Annotated in this window: 18 protein-coding genes and 1 riboswitch; of the genes, 11 read left to right on the top strand and 7 right to left on the bottom strand. The window is 62.6% G+C overall.

Annotated features, from left to right (window positions below):
• Positions 1–351 precede the first annotated feature (351 nt).
• The gene (locus tag D1641_RS02065; protein ID WP_160662739.1) at positions 352–522 is read right to left on the bottom strand and encodes a 4Fe-4S binding protein; all 171 of its coding nucleotides are present in this window, start codon (positions 520–522) and stop codon (positions 352–354) included.
• A 158-nt stretch (positions 523–680) separates the two neighbouring features.
• Here D1641_RS02065 and D1641_RS02060 point away from each other — a divergent pair, with 158 nt between their 5' ends.
• The gene (locus D1641_RS02060; protein ID WP_160662738.1) at positions 681–3,110 is read left to right on the top strand and encodes an ATP-dependent Clp protease ATP-binding subunit; all 2,430 of its coding nucleotides are present in this window, start codon (positions 681–683) and stop codon (positions 3,108–3,110) included.
• A 34-nt stretch (positions 3,111–3,144) separates the two neighbouring features.
• Here the strand turns inward: D1641_RS02060 and D1641_RS02055 are convergent, their stop codons facing one another.
• From D1641_RS02055 to D1641_RS02040, 4 genes are all read right to left on the bottom strand, one after another.
• A complete protein-coding gene (locus D1641_RS02055; protein WP_160662737.1) occupies positions 3,145–3,774 on the bottom strand; it encodes a hypothetical protein in 630 nt (209 codons plus the stop codon).
• Positions 3,771–4,331: a sigma-70 family RNA polymerase sigma factor gene (locus D1641_RS02050; RefSeq protein ID WP_160662736.1), complete on the bottom strand. Its 561-nt coding sequence runs from the start codon at positions 4,329–4,331 to the stop codon at positions 3,771–3,773. Before D1641_RS02050 ends, D1641_RS02055 begins: the two co-directional genes overlap by 4 nt.
• 272 nt (positions 4,332–4,603) lie before the next feature.
• Positions 4,604–5,221, bottom strand: a complete 618-nt coding sequence (locus tag D1641_RS02045) for a flavin reductase (protein ID WP_160662735.1) — start codon at positions 5,219–5,221, stop codon at positions 4,604–4,606.
• A 102-nt stretch (positions 5,222–5,323) separates the two neighbouring features.
• Positions 5,324–5,875, bottom strand: a complete 552-nt coding sequence (locus tag D1641_RS02040) for an ECF transporter S component (protein ID WP_243149222.1) — start codon at positions 5,873–5,875, stop codon at positions 5,324–5,326.
• Positions 5,876–6,024: 149 nt separating this feature from the next.
• A riboswitch (FMN riboswitch) is annotated at positions 6,025–6,141 on the bottom strand.
• A 344-nt stretch (positions 6,142–6,485) separates the two neighbouring features.
• On the opposite strand from D1641_RS02040, the gene D1641_RS02035 reads away from it, so the two are divergent.
• The 5 genes from D1641_RS02035 to D1641_RS02015 all read left to right on the top strand — a co-directional run bounded on the left by D1641_RS02035 (position 6,486) and on the right by D1641_RS02015 (position 14,239).
• The gene (locus tag D1641_RS02035; protein WP_160662734.1) at positions 6,486–6,866 is read left to right on the top strand and encodes a BlaI/MecI/CopY family transcriptional regulator; all 381 of its coding nucleotides are present in this window, start codon (positions 6,486–6,488) and stop codon (positions 6,864–6,866) included.
• Positions 6,863–9,037 (top strand): M56 family metallopeptidase, encoded by a 2,175-nt coding sequence (locus D1641_RS02030; RefSeq protein WP_160662733.1) that lies wholly within the window; start codon positions 6,863–6,865, stop codon positions 9,035–9,037. Before D1641_RS02035 ends, D1641_RS02030 begins: the two co-directional genes overlap by 4 nt.
• 185 nt (positions 9,038–9,222) lie before the next feature.
• Complete coding sequence (locus D1641_RS02025) at positions 9,223–12,171, top strand: acyl-CoA dehydratase activase (protein WP_160662732.1); 2,949 nt, start codon at positions 9,223–9,225, stop codon at positions 12,169–12,171.
• Between the two features lie 58 nt (positions 12,172–12,229).
• Positions 12,230–12,748, top strand: a complete 519-nt coding sequence (locus D1641_RS02020; protein WP_160662731.1) for a YgjV family protein — start codon at positions 12,230–12,232, stop codon at positions 12,746–12,748.
• A 150-nt stretch (positions 12,749–12,898) separates the two neighbouring features.
• The gene (locus D1641_RS02015) at positions 12,899–14,239 is read left to right on the top strand and encodes a 2-hydroxyacyl-CoA dehydratase (protein WP_160662730.1); all 1,341 of its coding nucleotides are present in this window, start codon (positions 12,899–12,901) and stop codon (positions 14,237–14,239) included.
• Positions 14,240–14,279: 40 nt separating this feature from the next.
• Here D1641_RS02015 and D1641_RS02010 read toward each other — a convergent pair whose 3' ends face one another.
• On the bottom strand, positions 14,280–15,530 hold the full coding sequence (locus D1641_RS02010) for a CNNM domain-containing protein (protein ID WP_160662831.1): 1,251 nt from the start codon (positions 15,528–15,530) through the stop codon (positions 14,280–14,282).
• A 466-nt stretch (positions 15,531–15,996) separates the two neighbouring features.
• Here D1641_RS02010 and rpmG point away from each other — a divergent pair, with 466 nt between their 5' ends.
• The 5 genes from rpmG to rplA all read left to right on the top strand — a co-directional run bounded on the left by rpmG (position 15,997) and on the right by rplA (position 18,301).
• Complete coding sequence (gene rpmG / locus D1641_RS02005) at positions 15,997–16,164, top strand: 50S ribosomal protein L33 (RefSeq protein ID WP_023346199.1); 168 nt, start codon at positions 15,997–15,999, stop codon at positions 16,162–16,164.
• Positions 16,165–16,200: 36 nt separating this feature from the next.
• Entirely contained in the window at positions 16,201–16,473 is a 273-nt protein-coding gene (secE, locus tag D1641_RS02000) for a preprotein translocase subunit SecE (RefSeq protein ID WP_160662729.1), read from the top strand.
• A 5-nt stretch (positions 16,474–16,478) separates the two neighbouring features.
• A complete protein-coding gene (gene nusG, locus D1641_RS01995; RefSeq protein WP_160662728.1) occupies positions 16,479–17,003 on the top strand; it encodes a transcription termination/antitermination protein NusG in 525 nt (174 codons plus the stop codon).
• A gap of 166 nt (positions 17,004–17,169) precedes the next feature.
• The gene (rplK, locus tag D1641_RS01990) at positions 17,170–17,595 is read left to right on the top strand and encodes a 50S ribosomal protein L11 (protein WP_160662727.1); all 426 of its coding nucleotides are present in this window, start codon (positions 17,170–17,172) and stop codon (positions 17,593–17,595) included.
• A 13-nt stretch (positions 17,596–17,608) separates the two neighbouring features.
• A complete protein-coding gene (gene rplA / locus D1641_RS01985) occupies positions 17,609–18,301 on the top strand; it encodes a 50S ribosomal protein L1 (protein ID WP_160662726.1) in 693 nt (230 codons plus the stop codon).
• A gap of 51 nt (positions 18,302–18,352) precedes the next feature.
• Here the strand turns inward: rplA and D1641_RS01980 are convergent.
• Positions 18,353–18,775 (bottom strand): late competence development ComFB family protein (locus D1641_RS01980; RefSeq protein ID WP_160662725.1); only part of this gene is annotated, 423 nt, incomplete at its 5' end.

The following is an 18,775-nucleotide window of genomic DNA, read 5'->3' as shown; positions in this document are numbered from 1 at the left end:
GGAAAATATCAATATGAAATACCACCAAATATGATTTTTAAAATTAGATAAGATGATGTAAAAAGCAACGCTGAATGTTCCAGCGCTGCTTTTGCGCGGTTCGTCATCTATAATTTTCTTCTGAGGGCTTATTGAGCAGGAGGAAAAGGCCCCCTTCGCAAGGGGGCTCCCGGCGGAGCCGGGTGGGGGTTTTCCCCGTAAAACAGGTGTGTCGATAGGAGAAAACCCTCCGTCATTTGCTTTGCAAATGCCACCTCCCTTTGAAAAGGGAGGCTTTTCCCTGCGGGGGACGGAGGTGCAAGCATAAAAAACAGCACCGGGAAAACCCGGCGCTGTTTTTCTTTTGGCAGTTTAGCCCTGAGCAATAGCGCCCATGGGGCAAGTGCCGGCGCAGGAGCCGCAATCGATGCAGGCACCGGCGTCGATGACGTACTGAGAGTCGCCCTGAGAGATGGCGCCCACGGGGCAGCCGTCCACACAGGAGCCGCAGCTGATGCAAGCGTCACTGATAACATAGGCCATGATATGTACACCTCCATTAAAATGGTATTCCCTATTCTACCACATATTTTGAAAATTGCAATGCTAAATTTTTGGCGGAGGAGAAAAATTTCGGAGCGGGCTAAATTTTGAAAAATCCGGGCATGATGGTAAAAACACTGAAACCCGAGGTGAACGTCATGTCTGACAGTCAATTCACATCCACCGCCCTGGGGGCCATCCGACTGGCCCAGGAGAACGCCGCCCGGCTGGGACACAGCTATGTGGGCAGCGAGCACCTGCTTCTGGGTCTGGCGGGACAGGAGCTCAGCCCCGCCGCCATGGCGCTGCGCCGGGCCGGGGCGGACAGCCAGGCTCTGCGCTCCGCCATTGCCCAGCGGGTGGGGACGGGGGTGCCCGCCCGGGCCATCCATCAGGGCCTCACCCCCAACTGCTGCCTGGCCATCCAGGGGGCGGTGGAGGAGAGCCGGCGGTTGGGACAGGGGGCGGTGAACTCGGAGCACCTGCTGCTGGGTCTGCTGCGGACCCGCGGCAGCGGAGCGGTTCAGCTGCTGGCCCACTGCGGAGTGGAGGCCGAGGGGCTGTACCGCTCGGTTTCCGCCGCTCTGGGAGGGGAGGAGCACCCCGCCCCCCGGCCTCGCCCCCGGGAGCCGGAGCCCCAGCCCAGCCGGGAGACCCGTCAGCTGGACCAGTGCGCCCGGGACCTGACCCGCATGGCGGCCGAGGACCGCCTGGACCCCATGATCGGCCGGAAGGAGGAGCTGGACCGGGTGATCCAGATCCTCTCCCGCCGGACTAAGAACAACCCCGCCCTCATCGGCGAGCCCGGGGTGGGGAAGACGGCGGTGGTGGAGGGTCTGGCCGCCGCCATCGCCGACGGCGCGGCCCCCCAGCACCTGCTGGGCAAGCGGCTGTATGCCCTGGACCTGTCCGCCATGGTGGCGGGCACCAAGTACCGGGGAGAATTTGAAGAGAAGCTGAAGCACGTCCTCCAGGAGGTCCGCCGGGCGGGGAACATCATCCTGTTCATCGACGAGCTGCATACCATCGTGGGGGCGGGGAGCGCCGAGGGGGCCATCGACGCGGCCAACATTCTCAAGCCCGCCCTCAGCCGGGGGGAACTGCAGGTCATCGGGGCCACCACCATCGACGAGTACCGGAAGTATATCGAGAAGGACGCCGCCCTGGAGCGGCGGTTCCAGCCTATCACCGTGAAGGAGCCCACCCGGGCGGAGACCATGGAGATTTTGCAGGGCCTCCGGGGGCGGTACGAGGCCCACCACCACCTGATTATCTCCGACAGCGCCCTGGAGGCGGCGGTGGACCTGTCCTGCCGATATCTGCCCCAGCGGTTTCTTCCCGACAAGGCCATTGACCTGGTGGACGAGGCGGCGGCCCAGGCCCGGCTGTCCGGCAAGGCCCTGCCTCCGGAGCTCCAGCGGCTGGAGGGGAGGGTGTCCCAGGCGGGGAGGCAGCTGGCCGACGCGGTCCGCCGCCAGGACTTTGAGCAGGCGGCCATTCTGCGCAACGTGGAGCGGGATTTCAAGCGGGAGCTGGAGGGAGAGCGGCAGAAGTGGCAGTCGGGCCAGGGCCAGTTCGCCGTGGAGCCCCGGCACATCCAGGCGGTGCTCTCCCAGTGGACGGGGGTGCCCGTCCAGGACCCGGACGAGACGGATAAAAAGATCCTGGCCGGGCTGGACACCGCCCTGCACCGCCGCCTGCTGGGCCAGGACAGGGCGGTGGAGGCGGTGGCGAAGGCCATCCGCCGGGGCCGGCTGGGCCTGAAGGACCCCAGACGGCCGGTGGGCTGCTTTCTCTTCCTGGGGCCCAGCGGGGTGGGCAAGACCCAGCTGTGCCGCTCTCTGGCCGCCACCCTCTTCGGCAGCGAGGAGGCCCTGCTCCGCTTCGACATGTCTGAATATATGGAGGCCCACACCGTCTCCCGGCTGCTGGGCTCCCCTCCGGGCTATGTGGGCCACGAGGAGGGAGGGCAGCTCACCGAGCGGGTGCGGCGCCAGCCCTGGTCGGTGGTCCTGCTGGACGAGCTGGAGAAGGCCCACCGGGATGTGTGGTCCGTCCTCCTCCAGGTGATGGAGGAGGGGGTGCTCACCGACGCCCAGGGGCGCAGGACCGACTTCCGGAATACCGTCCTGGTGATGACCTCCAACCTGGGGGCCCAGCGGTTCGCCAAGGGGAAGCGGCTGGGCTTCAACGCCGGAGGGGAGGCGGAGCGGGAGGAACTGGAACGGGCGGTGCTGTCCGACGCGGCCAACACCTTCGCCCCGGAGTTTCTCAACCGGCTGGACGCCGCCCTGGTGTTCCACCCCCTGGACGGAGTGACCCTGCGGGCCATCACCCGCCAGCTCCTCTCTGAGACCCGGAAGCGGCTGGACAAGCTGGGCATCGCCATGGCGGTGGAGGAGGAGGCCGTCTCCCTTCTGGCTGGCAAGGGGGCCAGCCGGGAGTACGGGGCCCGCCCCCTGCGCCGGGCCATCGCCTCCCTGGTGGAGGACCCCGCCGCCGACCTGATGCTCACCGGGCGGCTGAAAAAGGGGGACACCCTCCAGGTCTCCGCCCAGGGGGACGAGGTACAGGTGAAACTGATATAGAGAAGCGGCGGCCTGCGGGCCGCCGCATTTTATGCTATTTCTCCCAGGGCGGTACAGGGTCAAACAGAATCCACTCCTGGTCGACGAGCACCACCAGGCCCATATTGGTTACGGCGTACTGGGCGCTCAGATCCTGTGAGAAATTGGTCTGGCCGTCCATCTCGGGCAGGCTGCTGGTATAGCCTGTGACGGTCCGGATGGCGCTCTCCTCCACCTCGCCGGGGACGGGCGTGCCGGTAGACCAGTAGAGGACGCCGTCCACCATGATGGCGGCGCAGAAATCTCCCTCGTACCCGCCGCAGGGCCCCTCCACATCGAGCGGGGGGTCAGAGGAGGCGGGTTCGCCAGAGCCGGAGGTGAGACCGTTCGAGCCGCCGGCGGCGTTGGAGCCCGCCGGCTCCTGGGGGGGTGCGCCGGGAGTGCTGACCCCGTTGCTGGCCGAGGCGCTGGGGGCGCCCCCGCTGGGGAAGGCGGTGTTTTTACTGCTGTCCAGGCGGATGTGGGTCAGCCCGTAGCCCAGGACAACAACAACAGCCAGGCAGGCGGCCAGACTCATCCAGCTCCGGTAACCGGACCTCCGTTTTGGGGCGGAGCAGGCCTCCGCCTCCTGGATCAGGTCGTCATCCAACAGGCCGATGGCGTCCAGTAAGTACTCGGTGTTCATACCGCCACTCCCTCCTTTTCCAGCTCGACCCTCAGGCGCTGACGCATTCTGTGGAGCCTGGACTTCGCCTGCCCTGTGGACAGCCCCAGGCGGGGGGCCAGCTCCTCCAGGCGCTCCAGATGAAAGTAGCGCCGGATGAAGAGCACCCGGTCCGCCTCCGGCTGGCGGCGGAGAAAGGCGGAGATGAGGGCCGCCGTCTCAACCGCCTCCAGGCACTCGTCGGGGCGGCGGCGGTCGGGGATGCAGTCCTCCAGCTCGTGGAGGGCCACCTCCACCTGGCTTCCTCCCCGCTTGGCCGCCCGGAGCCGCCGCCAGCGGTCCAGGGACAGGTTCCGGGTCAGCCTGCCGAAAAAGGCGGACAGCACGCCCGGGCGCTGTGGGGGCATGGCGTTCCAGGCCCGGAGCCAGGTGTCGTTGACGCACTCCTCCGCGTCCTCCTCCCGGTCCAGGATGCGCCGGGCGATGGTGTGGCAGTAGGGGCCGTATTTGCGCTCACTCTCGGCAATGGCCTGCTGGGACCGGGCCCAGTACAGGTCGATAATGGCTGTGTCCTCCATGGTCGGGCCTTCCTCTCTCTAATATATCTATAAAATAATGCCCATTTATGATGTAGGGCGGGACGACCTCGGCCCGCCGCCGTCAGGGCTCATGCCGGGGAAAGCGGCGCGCCGGGTCGTCGCGCCCTACAAGGCTTTGCATATTATGCGCCCGCAGGCCGTCCCTACACGTAATTTTGGCAAACGGGCGGATGATATCCGCCCCTACATCCTTATAGACGCAAAAACCGCGCCGAAGGTTTCCACTCCGGCGCGGTTTTTTGGAAAAATTTTTATGCCAGCGGCTCAAAGTCGGAGGCGGGGTGCTTGCACAGGGGGCAGATATAGTCCTCAGGCAGCTCGTCTCCCTCATAGACATAGCCGCAGACCTTGCACACCCAGCGCTTCTTCTCGCTGGGAGCTGCCGCGCCCGGCTTGGGCTTGATGTGGGCCTGGTAGTAGCTGTAGGTGGCGCTGGGGGCGCTGGAGACAGTCCCGCCGTCCAGCACGTCAGCCAGAAAGAGTGTGTGGGTGCCCAGGTCGGTGGCGGAGACCACCCTGCAGCTCAGCCAGGCGTTGGTCCCCCGGGTGACGTAGGGGATGCCGTCGGCGTCCTTTTTGGTGTTCTGCTCGAAGCCGGCGAACTTGTCCGCATCCCGGCCGGACTGGAAGCCAAAACGCTTGAAAAGCTCGAAATCCGCCTCCTCCGAGAGAATAGAAAGGGTAAAACGGCCCGTTTCCTGCACCATATCGTGGGTGTAGTTGCTCTTGTTGATGGCGCAGACAATGCGGTTGGGGTCGGTGGTCACCTGGATGGCGGTGTTGGTGATGCAGCCGTTGTCCTTGTCCCCCAGGCGGGCGGAGAGCACGAACAGGCCGTAGCTCAGGGAGTACATAACCTTGCTGTCCATAAAATTCCTCCTTCGTTTCATTCGGGTTGGGCATGGTATCAGTCTACCATAGTTTGGCCGGAAAGTCCAGAATCATAACCGGATTTTCAACAATTACGGGCGTCAGTCCCGGGGCGCGCCCCGAAATTTTCCGGCGGCCGGCTCTACCACGGGCCTGTATAGGAGCATGGTTATGGCCGCGTTCAGTCCGCCCTTAATCAGGTTGAAGGGCAGAAAGGCCGGGAGCAGCAGCTTCGCGACAGCCTCTCTCGGCCAGCCCATGTATACCGGCGCGATCAGATAATTCCAAAACAGCATCACCACTGTCATACACCCCCACCCGCACAGCAGGCCGGTAGCTGCGCCCCGGGCCGTCGGCCTCCTGCGATGGATCAGGGAGGCGGTGCAGGCGAAGGAACAGCTGGAAATAACATTCATCAGAAGGCCCAGAATCCCGGTTTCGCTGACGGTGACCGTCTCCGCCAGTGAGACGGTGAGCGCCACCGCAAGGGCGGTCAGCGGTCCAAACAGCAGGCCGCCGACGGCGATTATAATGTCCTTGGGATCGTACTTCAAAAAGAGCACCAGAGGGACCCGGCCCACCGCCGCCGCGGCGTAGGCCAGAGCGCAGAGCACGCCTGCCGTTACCATTCTTCTTGTCTTGTTCTTCATCATAAAGACCTCCTGAAAAAATTTAACGCCTGAAGGCATGACAATGCCTCTCAGACGTGGATTTTTTCAGGTGTATTGAACATGTCAACAGAGCGGGCGTCCGAATTGACAGAAGAACGTGCAAAAGCCCGGCCTGATCGCCGGTGGTTTCAACACACCTTCTTCAAATCCAGACTATACTGTCGGTTTTGGAGTTTCACCAAATCAGCGCTTCTGCGCTCGCGGACTGTACCGCCGATCGGGAATTTCACCCTGCCCTGAAGACATCTCATGATTCAGTTGTCGGCGATAGTATATCAGACGGCGGAGCGGCTGTCAACCGGCCGCCCGCCGCCGTGCAATTTATTTCCAGGAAATATTGGTTGACAATGTAGACCAGGCGTGATATGATAGGTCTACAAAGTAAACCTGCCGTAGGGCGGGACGACCCCGGCCCGCCGTCCTCTGGCCCGCATTCTGTATCGGGCGGCGCGCCCGGACCGCTTAGCTGGAGAACCGTAATCACATGTAGAGGCGCACAATGTGCGCCCGCCGTTAACCGACCACGTCCGTAAAAGCGGGCGGACAATGTCCGCCCCTACACGGCGCAGGCGGAACAAAGGGAGCGATTTTTATGGACGACATCAATCTGACCAACAGCGAGTGGTATGTTTTGGACTGCCTGTGGGAGAAATCCCCCATGACGGTGATGGAACTGGTCTCCGCGCTGGGGAGCCGGCTGGGCTGGGCCAAGAGCACCACCATCACCACCCTGCGGCGGATGGAGGATAAGGGATTGGTTCTGTGCGCCACGGAGGGCCGGGCCAAGCACTACACCCCGGCGGTCCGGCGGGACCGGGCCGCCCGCCGGGAGACCCGGTCCTTCCTGGATAAGGTGTACCGGGGGAGCGTGGGGCTGATGATGTCCGCCATGGCCCAGGACAAGGCCCTGTCCAAGGCGGAGATTGACGAGCTGTATGAAATACTGCGCAAGGCGGAGGAGGGACAGATATGAAGCTGCTGACTGAATGGGCAGTTACCTCCAGCATTCTGATTTTGATCGTGCTGGCGGCGCGCCTCCTGTTAAAGGACCGGCTGTCCGCACGGCTGCGCTACGCCCTGTGGGGGGTGGTCCTGCTGCGGCTGCTGGTGCCCTTCCAGGTGGAGCTGCCCGCCCAGGTCTCCGACTCTCTGCCGCTGCTGGCCTCCAATGTGGCCCCGAGGGTAGAGCGGTGGGAGGAGCCCTCCATCCCGGTGTTCCCTCAGGAGGATTTCGCGGCCTTCGGCCTGGGCCGGGCGGATATTTACCGGCTGGAGCCAGGGGAGATCATCCCCACCAACACCAGCATAGGCTACTGGCAGAAATCTCAGGACGGGGAGACCATCACCCGGTATTTGGACCTGTGGTCCCCGGCCCAGGTGGTAACTGTCATCTGGGGCGCGGGGGCGGGTTTGACAGCTCTGGTGATACTGACCTCCAATCTGCGCTTTGGCCGGCGTCTGCGGAAACGGCGTAAGCCGCTGGAGGGCGTTGACGCCCCCGTCCCCGTGTACGTGGCCGAGGGCCTGCCCTCCCCCTGCCTGACCGGGGTGCTACGACCCGCCGTCTACATGCCCCCCCAGGCGGCGGAGGACCCGGATGCCCTGCGCCATGTGCTGGCCCACGAGCTCACCCACTACGCCCACCTCGACCACATCTGGGCTCTCCTGCGGTGCCTGGCCCTGGCCCTCCACTGGTACAACCCCCTGGTGTGGCTGGCGGTGGTCCTGTCCAAGGGGGACGGGGAGCTGGCCTGCGACGAGGGGGCGGTGGCCCGGCTGGGAGAGGAGGAGCGCATCCCCTATGGCCGGACTCTGGTGGACATGGTGGCAAAACGGTCCCTGCGGCCCGGGGACCTGCTGTCCTGCTCCACCGCCATGACCGGCGGGGGGAAGTCGGTCAAGCAGCGGGTTGCCGCCCTGGTGAAGAAGCCGGAGACGGTGAAAACCGCGCTGTTTGTCATGATTACCGTTGTCGCCCTGTCTACTGTGTTCGTCTTTGCCGGTCGGGCGCAGCCCGACCTCAGGTCCCCAAATTTCCTGGGCTATGTGGAGATAGCCAACTCCGTCCGCTACAGCCCGCCCCTCTACTCCAGCCAGTTCTACCCCGCCATTACCGACCCGGAGCTGCTCTCCCAGGCCAAGGAGGCCCTGTCGGGGGTCACCTATCTGGGGGAGGACGATCCCCCGCCCGACCTGCACAGCTCCGAGCTGCTCCATGCATCCAGGGTGGCCCTGCCCAATGAGGGGGCGAAAAACCTGTATACCATGCTCTGGCAGAATGACCGGACCTATCTGCTGGTCGGGGACACCTGGGGGGACTTTCTTGATTTGCAGGAGGCCCACGGGGAGACCGCCCAGCTGGTGGGCATGAGCGGAACCTTGGTGTCGAAGCCCGGGGTCAACCTCATCGCCGTCCTCTCCAACCTGGCCGCGGAGCAACAGGGGCTTTTAATGGACACAGCGGCCCTGCTGGACCCGGAGCTGGAGCACTATGCGGAGGTTCTGCTCCGGGAGAGGGGGATTCAGCTCCAGGGGCGGCCCAACGACAGCGAAAGCGCCAAGTTCCACGCCGGATACCTGAATAAGAAGAGCGGGGAGGTGGAGCTGTGGTACAGGGGCGACAGCGCCCACGGCGGCGTGTGGGTGGTTGGCCTGGCCAGCCCGGCGCTGATGTCCGCCCCGGACCAGTATATGGTCCAGGCCGACCTGCCCGTGGAGGTGTTCAACGCCGTCCGGAACGATGGCGGGGAGGCGGCCTATGAGCAGCTGGGGCCCGGCGCCTTTGCCGCCTTCCTGCGGCCCGAGGACGTAATCTCAGTCACCGCCGGGGACTACGACCCCGGGCAGGCGGTGAAGGTGGATATCCAGGCGCTGAAGGAGCAGCTGGTCCAGGGGCTGTACCACAAGCGCTCCGCCGAGTATGACGAGGAGAGGTACGGGCAGTACTGCCTCACCATCCGGGTGGGGAAGGACGTGGACTACTACCTCCAAGACGGCGGAAGAGACGGGCTGATCCTCTCCGCCGGCTCGGAGCCCGATGTGGTCTGCCTGAGCCACAGGATTTTAGCCTCCCCTCAGGACACAATGCGCCAGTATGTCTACAGCCCGGAGCTGTACCGTACCCTCCGGGACCTGTTTGACTGACCCGCTTCCCGATAACCCCTGGCGGCCCTCGTGCCGCCGGGGGTTTTGTCGTTTTTGTCTACGGAAAGGGCGTTAATTTTCCGCTTTTCTGGCTGTTCGCCCTGTTAAAAAGCCGTTAATTTCGTTGTCATTCCGACAAAAAATCAGTATCATGTATCATTGAAAAGAAGGCGAGGTTTTTTCCTATGAGTCTGCGGGTTGGCATCGACATCGGTTCCACCACTGTCAAGGTGGTGGTCCTCAGCGAACAGGATAAGCTGCTGTTCCGCTCCTATGAGCGGCACTTCTCCAAAACCCGGGAGCGGGCGATGGAGACCCTGGCCTCCATCCGGGACCTGCTGGCCGGGCAGGAGATCAAGGTGACCATCACCGGCTCCGCCGGACTGGGCGTCGCCGACGCCGCGGGCATCGACTTTGTCCAGGAGGTCTATGCCACTGCCGCCGCCGTGAATACATACATCCCCGACACCGACGCTGTCATTGAGCTGGGGGGCGAGGACGCCAAGATTATCTTCTTCGGCGGCGCCCTGGAGGAGCGGATGAACGGCTCCTGTGCCGGAGGCACCGGGGCCTTCATTGACCAGATGGCGACGCTGATGAATGTGTCTGTCAGCGAGCTGGACGAGCTCAGCTTGAAGCACGAGAAGATCTACCCCATAGCCTCCCGCTGCGGGGTGTTTGCCAAGAGCGACATCCAGCCCATCCTCAACCAGGGGGGCCGGAAGGAGGACGTGGCCGCCTCCATCTTCCAGGCGGTAGTGGACCAGACCGTCGCCGGTCTGACCCAGGGGCGGGAGCTGAAGGGCAAGATCGTCTTTTTAGGCGGGCCGCTGCATTTCCTCATGGGCCTGCGCCAGCGGTTTGTAGAGACGCTGAAGCTGGACGGGGACCACGCCGTTTTCCCCGAGGACGGGGACTGCTTCGCCGCCATGGGGGCCGCCCTGTGCGCCACCGACTACGCCCCTGTCCCCTTTGATACGGTGCTGAAAAAGCTGGAGGACAGCGCCAACACCGCCACGGTGGTGGACACCATGCCGCCCCTGTTCACCGGCCGGGAGGAGTATGAGGCCTTCCTGGAGCGGCACAACAGCACCGGCGGTCCGGGCCTCCTGCCCATCAACGGGTACAACGGGGACGCCTACCTGGGCATCGACGCCGGGTCCACCACCACGAAAATCGTGCTTATCACCTCGGAGGGGGACCTGCTGTATCAATACTACCACTCCAACCAGGGCAACCCGGTGGCCATCGTGCTGGAGCAGCTGAAGGATATTTACGGGCTGTGCAGTCTGCCCCATGACAACCACATCGTCATCAAGGGGGCCGCCGTCACCGGCTACGGCGAGGACCTGATTAAAAACGCCTTCTCCTGCGACCTGGGGCTGGTGGAGACCATGGCCCACTACAAGGCCGCCGCCTTTTTCGACCCCGAGGTGGACTTCATCATTGACATCGGCGGTCAGGACATGAAGTGCTTCAAGATCCGCAACGGCGCGGTGGACTCCATCATGCTCAACGAGGCCTGCTCCTCCGGGTGCGGCTCCTTTATCGAGACCTTTGCCAAGGCCCTGGGCTATGAGATTGAGGATTTCGCCAAGCTGGGCCTGTTCACCCAGAAGCCGGTGAACCTGGGCTCACGGTGCACCGTGTTCATGAACTCCAGCGTGAAGCAGGCCCAGAAGGACGGGGCCAGCGTGGAGGACATCTCCGCCGGGCTGTCCATCTCCATTGTGAAGAACGCCATCTATAAGGTGATTCGGGCGGCCTCCGCCGACGATTTAGGCCGGCACATTGTGGTCCAGGGGGGCACCTTCTACAACGACGCGGTCCTCCGGGCCTTTGAGCAGGAGATCGGCCGGGAGGTCACCCGGCCCGACATCGCGGGCAGCATGGGGGCTTTCGGGGCCGCTTTGGCCGCAAGAGACCTCCACCTGGAAAAATCCGCCCTGTTGTCCCGGGAGGCGCTGGAGCATTTCACCCACACCGCCAAGCCAGCCACCTGCGGGCTGTGCACCAACCACTGCTCCCTGACGGTGAACTCCTTCGACGGCGGGCGGCGGTTTGTCTCGGGCAACCGGTGCTCCCGCCCCCTGGGGGAGGAGCCCAGCCGCCTGCCCGACCTGATGCGGTACAAATACGCAAAGCTCCGCTCCCTCCACGGAAAGGGGAGCGGGGACGGCTCCCGGGGGAAAATCGGCATCCCCTTCGGGCTGAATATGTATGAGAACCTGCCCTTCTGGTTCGAGCTGTTCACCCAGCTGAATTTTGAGGTGGTCCTCTCCCATGAGTCCTCCCGGAAGCTGTATTTAAAGGGCCAGCGCACCATCCCGTCGGACACGGTGTGCTACCCCGCCAAGCTCCTCCACGGCCACGTGGAGGCCCTGGTGGAGGTGGGGGTAGACGCCATTTTCTACCCCTGTATGCCCTATAACTTCGACGAGGGGGCGGGGGACAACAACTACAACTGCCCTGTGGTGGCCTACTACCCGGAGCTGCTGGCGGCCAACGTCCCCGATTTGAAGCAGGTCCGCTACCTCTACCCCTACTTCGGCCTCCACCGGCCCCGCGACATGGAGCGCAAGGCGGGGGAGTGGTTCTTCAACGAGTTCCACATCCCGCGCCAGGAGACAGCGGCGGCGGTGAAGGCGGCCTATATCGCCTACAACGCCTATAAAAATGACCTGCGCAACACCGGCCGCATCTATATCGACCGGGCCCGGGCCGAGGGCAGGCCCATTCTGGTGGTCTGCGGCCGGCCCTACCACATGGACCCGGAGATCAACCACGGCATCAACGATCTGATTACCTCCTACGGCTTCGTCCTGGTCACCGAGGACGCCGTCGCCTACCTGGAGGACAAGGCTCCCCGGCACGTCCTCAACCAGTGGACCTACCACGCCCGGATGTATAACGCCGCCCGGTATGTCTGCGCTCAGCCCGACATGGAGGTCATCCAGCTGGTGAGCTTCGGCTGCGGCATCGACGCCATTACCGGCGACGAGATGCGCTCCATCCTGGAGACGGGCGGCAAGCTGTATACCCAGCTGAAAATTGACGACATCAGCAACCTGGGGGCGGTTAAAATCAGGATTCGGTCCCTGATGGCCGCCATCGAGGCAAGAAAAGAGAAGTAGAAGCCGGGTCCGGCCGCTGGCGGGCGGACGTGCCCGGGAGGAGAGAGGGTACTTATTGATGAGCGAGTGGCTGATTCAGGCCGTTGGCTTTGTGGGCATGACGCTGTGCGTCGGCAGCTTCCAGTGCAGGAACACCAGGCGACTGCTCTTTTTCCAGATGACTGGAAACTTTATCTATGTGATCCAGTTTATCCTGCTGGGGGCATTCAGCGGCTGCGCTGTGCTGCTTTTCCAGGTGCTGAGCAACCTGCCCCTGTGTCTGGAGAAGCCGGACAGACGGGCCTGGAACGGGCTGAAATGGTGCTTTGTGGCGGCGATCGTTGCCGCGAGCGCCCTCACCTGGAAGGATATGTTCAGTATTTTTCCCGCCGCCGGGGCGGTGGCCTCGGTGCTGTCCAGCTGGAGCCGAAACGGCAAAAAAATCCGCCTGGCCAAGCTGTTCATCGTGGGGCCGGGCTGGCTGATCTACGACGTCTACGCCCACACCCTGGCCGGCATTCTGTCCGAGCTGTTCGCCCTGTGCTCCACCCTGATCTCCATCTACCGCTACGGATGGAAGAGCCTGGATCAATCGTAGGGGCGCACATTGTGCGCCCGGCGTTCCTGTAGGGCGCGACGACCCGGCGCGCCGCCCGAATAAAATTGCAGCCACGGAAAAAACGGCGGGCCGAGTCGTCCCGCCCTACCAACCATCTATCTACCGTCACACCGGAAAGGAGTTTCCACCATGGCAAAATTGGTCTATGACGATACCGGACGCCTCCTCTTTACCAAGGAGATGAAGGAGGAGTACACCCTCCTCATGCCCCAGATGCTCCCTGTTCACTTCGGCATGATGAAAAAGCTGCTGGAGTGCGAGGGGTATAAGGTGGACATGCTCACCACCAACCACCGGGGAATTGTGGATGAGGGCCTCAAATATGTCCACAATGATACCTGCTACCCCGCACTGCTGGTCATCGGTCAGCTCATCGACGCAGTGAAGCACGGGGGCTACGACCCCCACAAGGTGGGCCTGCTCATCACTCAGACCGGAGGCGGCTGCCGGGCCAGCAACTATATCCACCTGCTGCGCAAGGCCCTGGAGAAGGCGGACATGGCCTACATCCCCGTGGTGTCGGTGAACCTGTCCGGGCTGGAGAAGAATCCGGGCTTCGGACTGAGCCTGCCCTTTATCCGCAAGGCGGTGTACGCCATGATGTATGGGGATATCATCGTCAACGTGGCCAACCAGGTCCGGCCCTACGAGGTGGAGGCCGGGGCCGCCGACGCCATGATCGACCGCTGGTCCCAGCGGCTGGTGGACGGCTTCCAGGCGGGGAAGGGCATGAGCCGCAGGCAGATGCGGGCCAACTTCGACGAGATTTGCTTCGACTTCGCCGCCATCCCCGTGGAGGGCGAGCCCAAAATCCGGGTAGGCGTGGTGGGGGAGATCTACGTGAAGTTCGCTCCCCTGGGGAACAACAACCTGGAGAAATTCCTCCTGTCCGAGGGGGTGGAGCCCGTGGTCCCCGGCCTCACCGACTTCATCATCTTCAAGATATACAACCGGGTGGCCGACGTGGAGCTCTACGGGGGCAAGTGGATCAAGAAGGCCGGCTGCTCCCTGTTCATGAAGTACATCGAGGCCTGCCAGCGGGATATGATCGCCGCCCTGGAGCACTCGGGCCGGTTCCGCGCCCCGGGCACCTTCCGGGAGCTGCACAGTCTGGTCCACGGCTATCTGGGGGACGGCAACAAGATGGGGGAGGGCTGGCTGCTCACCGCCGAGATGCTGGAGCTGATCCACTCGGGCACCAACAGCATTGTCTGCACCCAGCCCTTCGGCTGCCTGCCCAACCACATTGTGGGCAAGGGGATGATCCGCAAGCTGAAGGACGACTACCCCTACAGCAATATCGTGGCTATCGACTACGACCCGGGGGCCACCCGCATCAACCAGGAGAACCGGATCAAGCTCATGCTGGCTAACGCCAAGGGCCTGGCCCGCCAGGAGCCCGCCCGGCCCCGGGAGGAGTCCCAGCGGACACGGGAGCTGGAGCCCCAGCTGGCCCACGCGAATATTTGAGGACATAAAAACGCCTGTCTCATTGAGACAGGCGTTTTGCTTATTTTGCTTCCGGCTCCTCCAGGACGCGGACCTGAATCTCCAGCACCCGGCGGTGCTCCACCCGGGTGACGGTGACGTCCAGACCCTCGGCCTGGAAGGCGTCCCCCGCCTCGGGCACCCGGCCCACCTGCTCCAGCACCCAGCCGGAGACGGTGGCGGCGTCGCAGGTCCCCTTCACCTGGAACAGGTCGTACATGTCGTCCAGGTCGGCGGAGCAGGCGATGACATAGCTGCCGTCGGGCTGCTTCCGGAAGGTCTCGATGACCTCGTCGTGCTCATCCCAGATCTCCCCCACCAGCTCCTCCAGGATGTCCTCCAGGGTGCAGATGCCCTGGGTGCCGCCGTACTCGTCCACCACCACCGCCATGTGGGCCTTGTTGCGCTGGAAAATGCGCAACAGCTCGGACACCTTGGTGTTGCCCGTGGTGTAAAACACCGGGGACTTGATGTTGGACACCATGGTCTCCCCCCGGTATCGGGCGGCGTAGAAGTCCTTCTCGTGGATGACCCCCACCACATTGTCGATGGTCTCGTGGTAGATGGGCAGGCGGGAGTAGCCCGTCTCGGCGAAGAGGGCGGCCAGCTCCTCCATGGTGCTCTCCTCGTCTGCGGCGGTCAGGTCCACCCGGGGGGTGAGAATCTCCGATACCTCCAGGTCGTTGAACTCAATGGCGTTGCGGATCAGGTCGCTCTCGTGCTCGTCCAGGCCGCCCTCGGTCTCGGCCTGCTCCACCATGCCCACCAGCTCCTCCTCGGTGATGCCGTCCTCCCCTTTGGAGCGAAAGACCTTGCTCATCAGCCTTTTCCACTGGGTGAACAGGAAGTTCAGTGGGGTGAGCACCACCATGAACAGCCGGAGCAGAGGCTGGGCGAACATGGCGAAATCCTCCGGCCGCTCCTTGGACAGGCTCTTGGGGGTGATCTCGCCAAAGACCAGGATGATGATGGTCAGGGCTACCGTGGCCACCATGGGGCCGTACTGATGGAACCACCGGGTGCACAGCACGGTGGACACAGTGGTGGCGGTGATGTTGACGATGTTGTTGCCGATGAGGATGGTGGACAGCAGCTTGTCGTACTCCTCGGCCAGGGCCAGGGTCTTCTCCGCCCGGCGGCTGCCGTTGTCCGCCCGGTTTTTCAGGCGGATGCGGTTGAGAGAGGTGTAGGCCGTCTCGGTGGCGGAGAAATAGGCCGACATGATTACTAAAATCAGCAGGGTGACAAGCATGGCAATACTGGCACTGTCTATGTCCATAGGGAAACGATCGACTCCTTCTATAAAATGTAGGTTTCGCAGGGTGCGCCGGGACCGCCGCGCCATGCAGAATTTGCGGATGCGGTTAATATTCCCAAAGACGGGTATATTTAAGTCAGGAGTATACCATACCCGCGCCTGGATTGCAAATCAATTTGGTCCCCTCCGGAAAAGCTTCACGATTTTTTAACAGAAATCCCAAAAAAGGTCTTGACGGAGCCGGACAGGCGTGGTATAGTAGCACTTACCTGTGAAAAGGGGCTTTTTTCTGCATGCCCGGATACGGTGTCCGGGAGGCGGACCCCTCCACCTGACTGACAGGACACAGGGAGGCAAATGCCGCTTTCCACCGTACCCTCTGGGTGTGCTATCATGCCCTTTGGCGCTGGATTCGGCAATAGATGGGCCGTATCCGGCGTTTTTTATTGGCCCGTCAAATAAAAAAGGAGGTGCCGAACAAATGGCAGCAAAAGCCGGCGCGCGCATTAAGATCACCCTGCGGTGCTCTGAGTGCAAGCAGAGAAACTACAATACCTTCAAGAACAAGAAGAATACCCCCGACCGTCTGGAGTTGAACAAATACTGCCCCTTCTGCAGGAAGCACACCGTTCACAACGAGACGAAGTGATTGGCTCAACGCCTGAAATGAAAGAAGGGTATCCGAATGGCTGAGAACGAAAAGAAAGTAGAGCAGGCCGCACAGGCCAAAAAGGACAAGAAGTCCGAAAAGAAGCCCGGCTTCTTCGCCAAAATCGGCAAGTGGTTCCGGGACATGAAGAGCGAGCTGAAGAAGGTCCAGTGGCCCACCAAGAAGCAGACCATCAACAACACCGTTATCGTGATTGTCTGCGTGGTCGTGGTTGGCCTGGCCATCGCCCTGTTTGACTTTGTTGCCGGCGAGGTGATCGGATTGCTCCTCGGCGCGTTCAAAGGGTGACGCGGATGGCTGACAACGCGAGCTGGTATGTGGTCCACACCTACTCCGGCTATGAAAACACGGTGAAGGCCACCATCGAGAAGTATGTCGAAAACCGCAATATGCACGAGCTGATTCACGAGATCAGCATCCCGCTGGAGACTGTCACCGAGATTACCGACAACGGCCCGAAGGAAGTGGAGCGGAAGGTATTCCCCGGCTACGTCCTGGTCAAAATGGTGATGAACGACGAGACCTGGCACGTGGTGCGCAACATCCGGGGCGTTACCGGCTTCCTGGGCGAGGGCAACAAGGCCATCCCCCTGACCGAGGCCGACGTGGCCGCCCTAGGGGTGGAGAAGCGGGAGGTCGTGGTCAGCTATGAGCTAGGCGACACCGTGCGCATCACTGACGGCGCCCTGGAGTCCTTCCTGGGCACTGTGGACGAGATCGACCTGAGCAACAACAAGGTCCGGGTGGTGGTGTCCATGTTTGGACGCGAGACCCCCGTGGAGCTGGAGCTGGACCAGGTGGAGCCGGCAAACGATTGACAATGGTTGCCCGGTGTAGGGCGCGACGACCCGGCGCGCCATATATTCCGGGCTGTGACAGAGCGGCGCGCCGGGGTCGTCGCGCCCTACAAGACGGACCCCAACAGTGGGAGGGACATCAAACGTCCCGCCAAACTACCACATTTTCAAATGGAGGTGCTCTTTCGTGGCACAGAAAGTAACTGGATACGTAAAATTGCAGATTCCCGCCGGCAAGGCGACTCCCGCCCCCCCGGTGGGCCCCGCCCTGGGCCAGCACGGCGTGAACATCGCCGCCTTTACCAAGGAGTTTAACGAGCGGACCAAAAACGACGTGGGCCTGATTATCCCCGTGATTATCACCGTCTACGCCGACCGCTCCTTCACCTTTATCACCAAGACGCCCCCCGCCCCCGTGCTGATTAAGAAGGCCTGCGGTCTTGACAAGGCCTCCGGTGTACCCAACAAGAACAAGGTTGCCACCATCAGCAAGGAGGACGTGCGCAAGATCGCCGAGACCAAGATGCCCGACCTGAACGCCGGTTCCATCGAGGCCGCCATGAGCATGATCGCCGGCACTGCCCGCTCCATGGGTATCCTGGTGGGCGAGTAAGGAGGGGACAAGAATGTTTAGAGGAAAGAAATATCAGGACAGCGCCAAGAAGATTGACAAGAACACCCTGTATGACACCGCCGACGCCATGAAGCTGGTGGTGGACACCGCCAGCGCCAAGTTCGACGAGACCGTGGAGCTCCACGTCAAGCTGGGCGTAGACTCCCGCCACGCCGACCAGCAGGTTCGCGGCGCCATCGTCCTGCCCCACGGCACCGGCAAGACCCAGCGGGTGCTGGTGTTCGCCAAGGCCGCCAAGGCTGACGAGGCCAAGGCCGCCGGCGCCGACTTCGTGGGCGAGATGGACCTGGTGGAGAAGATCCAGAAGGAAAACTGGTTTGACTTCGACGTTGTGGTCGCCACCCCTGATATGATGGGCGTGGTGGGCCGCCTGGGTAAGGTGCTGGGCCCCAAGGGCCTGATGCCCTCCCCCAAGGCCGGTACCGTCACCATGGACGTGACCAAGGCCGTCAACGAGATCAAGGCCGGTAAAGTTGAGTACCGCCTGGACAAGACCAATATCATCCACTGCCCCATCGGCAAGGTCTCCTTCGGTCCCGAGAAGCTGAGCGAGAACTTCGCCGCTCTCATGGGCGCCATCATCAAGGCCAAGCCCGCCGCCGCCAAGGGCCAGTATATCAAGAGCTGCACCGTGGCCTCCACCATGGGCCCCGGCGTTAAGGTCAACGGCGCCAAGCTGGTGTAAGTCGAGATTCTGACATAAAAATCCCCCGACCATCGAGGTCGGGGGATTTTATCAGTTTGAGCGGTTGTGATGGGGGTGGTCCATGACCACCTTGCAGGCCCGGGTGAGCTGGGCGAAAACGGTGGTGCTGAACCGGCCCTCGTAGACGGTGAGCATGGGGATGCGGTCCAGCTTGGAGAGCACCACGTATTTTGGCACCAGGCTGTTCAGGGTAAGGGCCTTTACGTCGGCCTCACAGTGCTTGCAGGTGCACAGACCGAATTTCTTGATATACTCAGGTGCTTTCTCCTCCACCAGAGTCTGCATAATATTGACATAGGTGATTTCCTCCTCCGGTGCGGAGCTGGGCGTTTGTGCCGCGGGCGCGGGCGGGGGGGCCGGAGCGGCTGTGGGGGCTGGAGCGGGCTCGGGCTCGCCGCCGCCCATGCCGGAGAGCATCTTCTCAATGTCCTCCTGGCTCATCTTTCCGCCGGA

Source organism: Colidextribacter sp. OB.20, assembly GCF_009911595.1.
Lineage (GTDB): Bacteria > Bacillota > Clostridia > Oscillospirales > Oscillospiraceae > Lawsonibacter.
The sequence above is the reverse complement of the archived record's forward strand: the minus strand, read 5'-3'. Positions and strand labels throughout refer to the sequence as shown.

Excerpts from the sequence above, each read along its gene's own strand:
- D1641_RS02035 (WP_160662734.1), top strand. The coding sequence starts at position 6,486 with ATGGACGACATCAATCTGACCAACAGCGAGTGGTATGTTTTGGACTGC.
- secE (WP_160662729.1), top strand. The coding sequence starts at position 16,201 with ATGGCTGAGAACGAAAAGAAAGTAGAGCAGGCCGCACAGGCCAAAAAG.
- D1641_RS02065 (WP_160662739.1), bottom strand. The coding sequence starts at position 522 with ATGGCCTATGTTATCAGTGACGCTTGCATCAGCTGCGGCTCCTGTGTG.
- rpmG (WP_023346199.1), top strand. The coding sequence starts at position 15,997 with ATGGCAGCAAAAGCCGGCGCGCGCATTAAGATCACCCTGCGGTGCTCT.
- D1641_RS02045 (WP_160662735.1), bottom strand. The coding sequence starts at position 5,221 with ATGGACAGCAAGGTTATGTACTCCCTGAGCTACGGCCTGTTCGTGCTC.
- D1641_RS02020 (WP_160662731.1), top strand. The coding sequence starts at position 12,230 with ATGAGCGAGTGGCTGATTCAGGCCGTTGGCTTTGTGGGCATGACGCTG.
- D1641_RS02060 (WP_160662738.1), top strand. The coding sequence starts at position 681 with ATGTCTGACAGTCAATTCACATCCACCGCCCTGGGGGCCATCCGACTG.
- D1641_RS02055 (WP_160662737.1), bottom strand. The coding sequence starts at position 3,774 with ATGAACACCGAGTACTTACTGGACGCCATCGGCCTGTTGGATGACGAC.
- D1641_RS02040 (WP_243149222.1), bottom strand. The coding sequence starts at position 5,875 with ATGATGAAGAACAAGACAAGAAGAATGGTAACGGCAGGCGTGCTCTGC.
- D1641_RS02025 (WP_160662732.1), top strand. The coding sequence starts at position 9,223 with ATGAGTCTGCGGGTTGGCATCGACATCGGTTCCACCACTGTCAAGGTG.
- D1641_RS02015 (WP_160662730.1), top strand. The coding sequence starts at position 12,899 with ATGGCAAAATTGGTCTATGACGATACCGGACGCCTCCTCTTTACCAAG.
- D1641_RS02030 (WP_160662733.1), top strand. The coding sequence starts at position 6,863 with ATGAAGCTGCTGACTGAATGGGCAGTTACCTCCAGCATTCTGATTTTG.
- rplA (WP_160662726.1), top strand. The coding sequence starts at position 17,609 with ATGTTTAGAGGAAAGAAATATCAGGACAGCGCCAAGAAGATTGACAAG.
- nusG (WP_160662728.1), top strand. The coding sequence starts at position 16,479 with ATGGCTGACAACGCGAGCTGGTATGTGGTCCACACCTACTCCGGCTAT.
- D1641_RS02050 (WP_160662736.1), bottom strand. The coding sequence starts at position 4,331 with ATGGAGGACACAGCCATTATCGACCTGTACTGGGCCCGGTCCCAGCAG.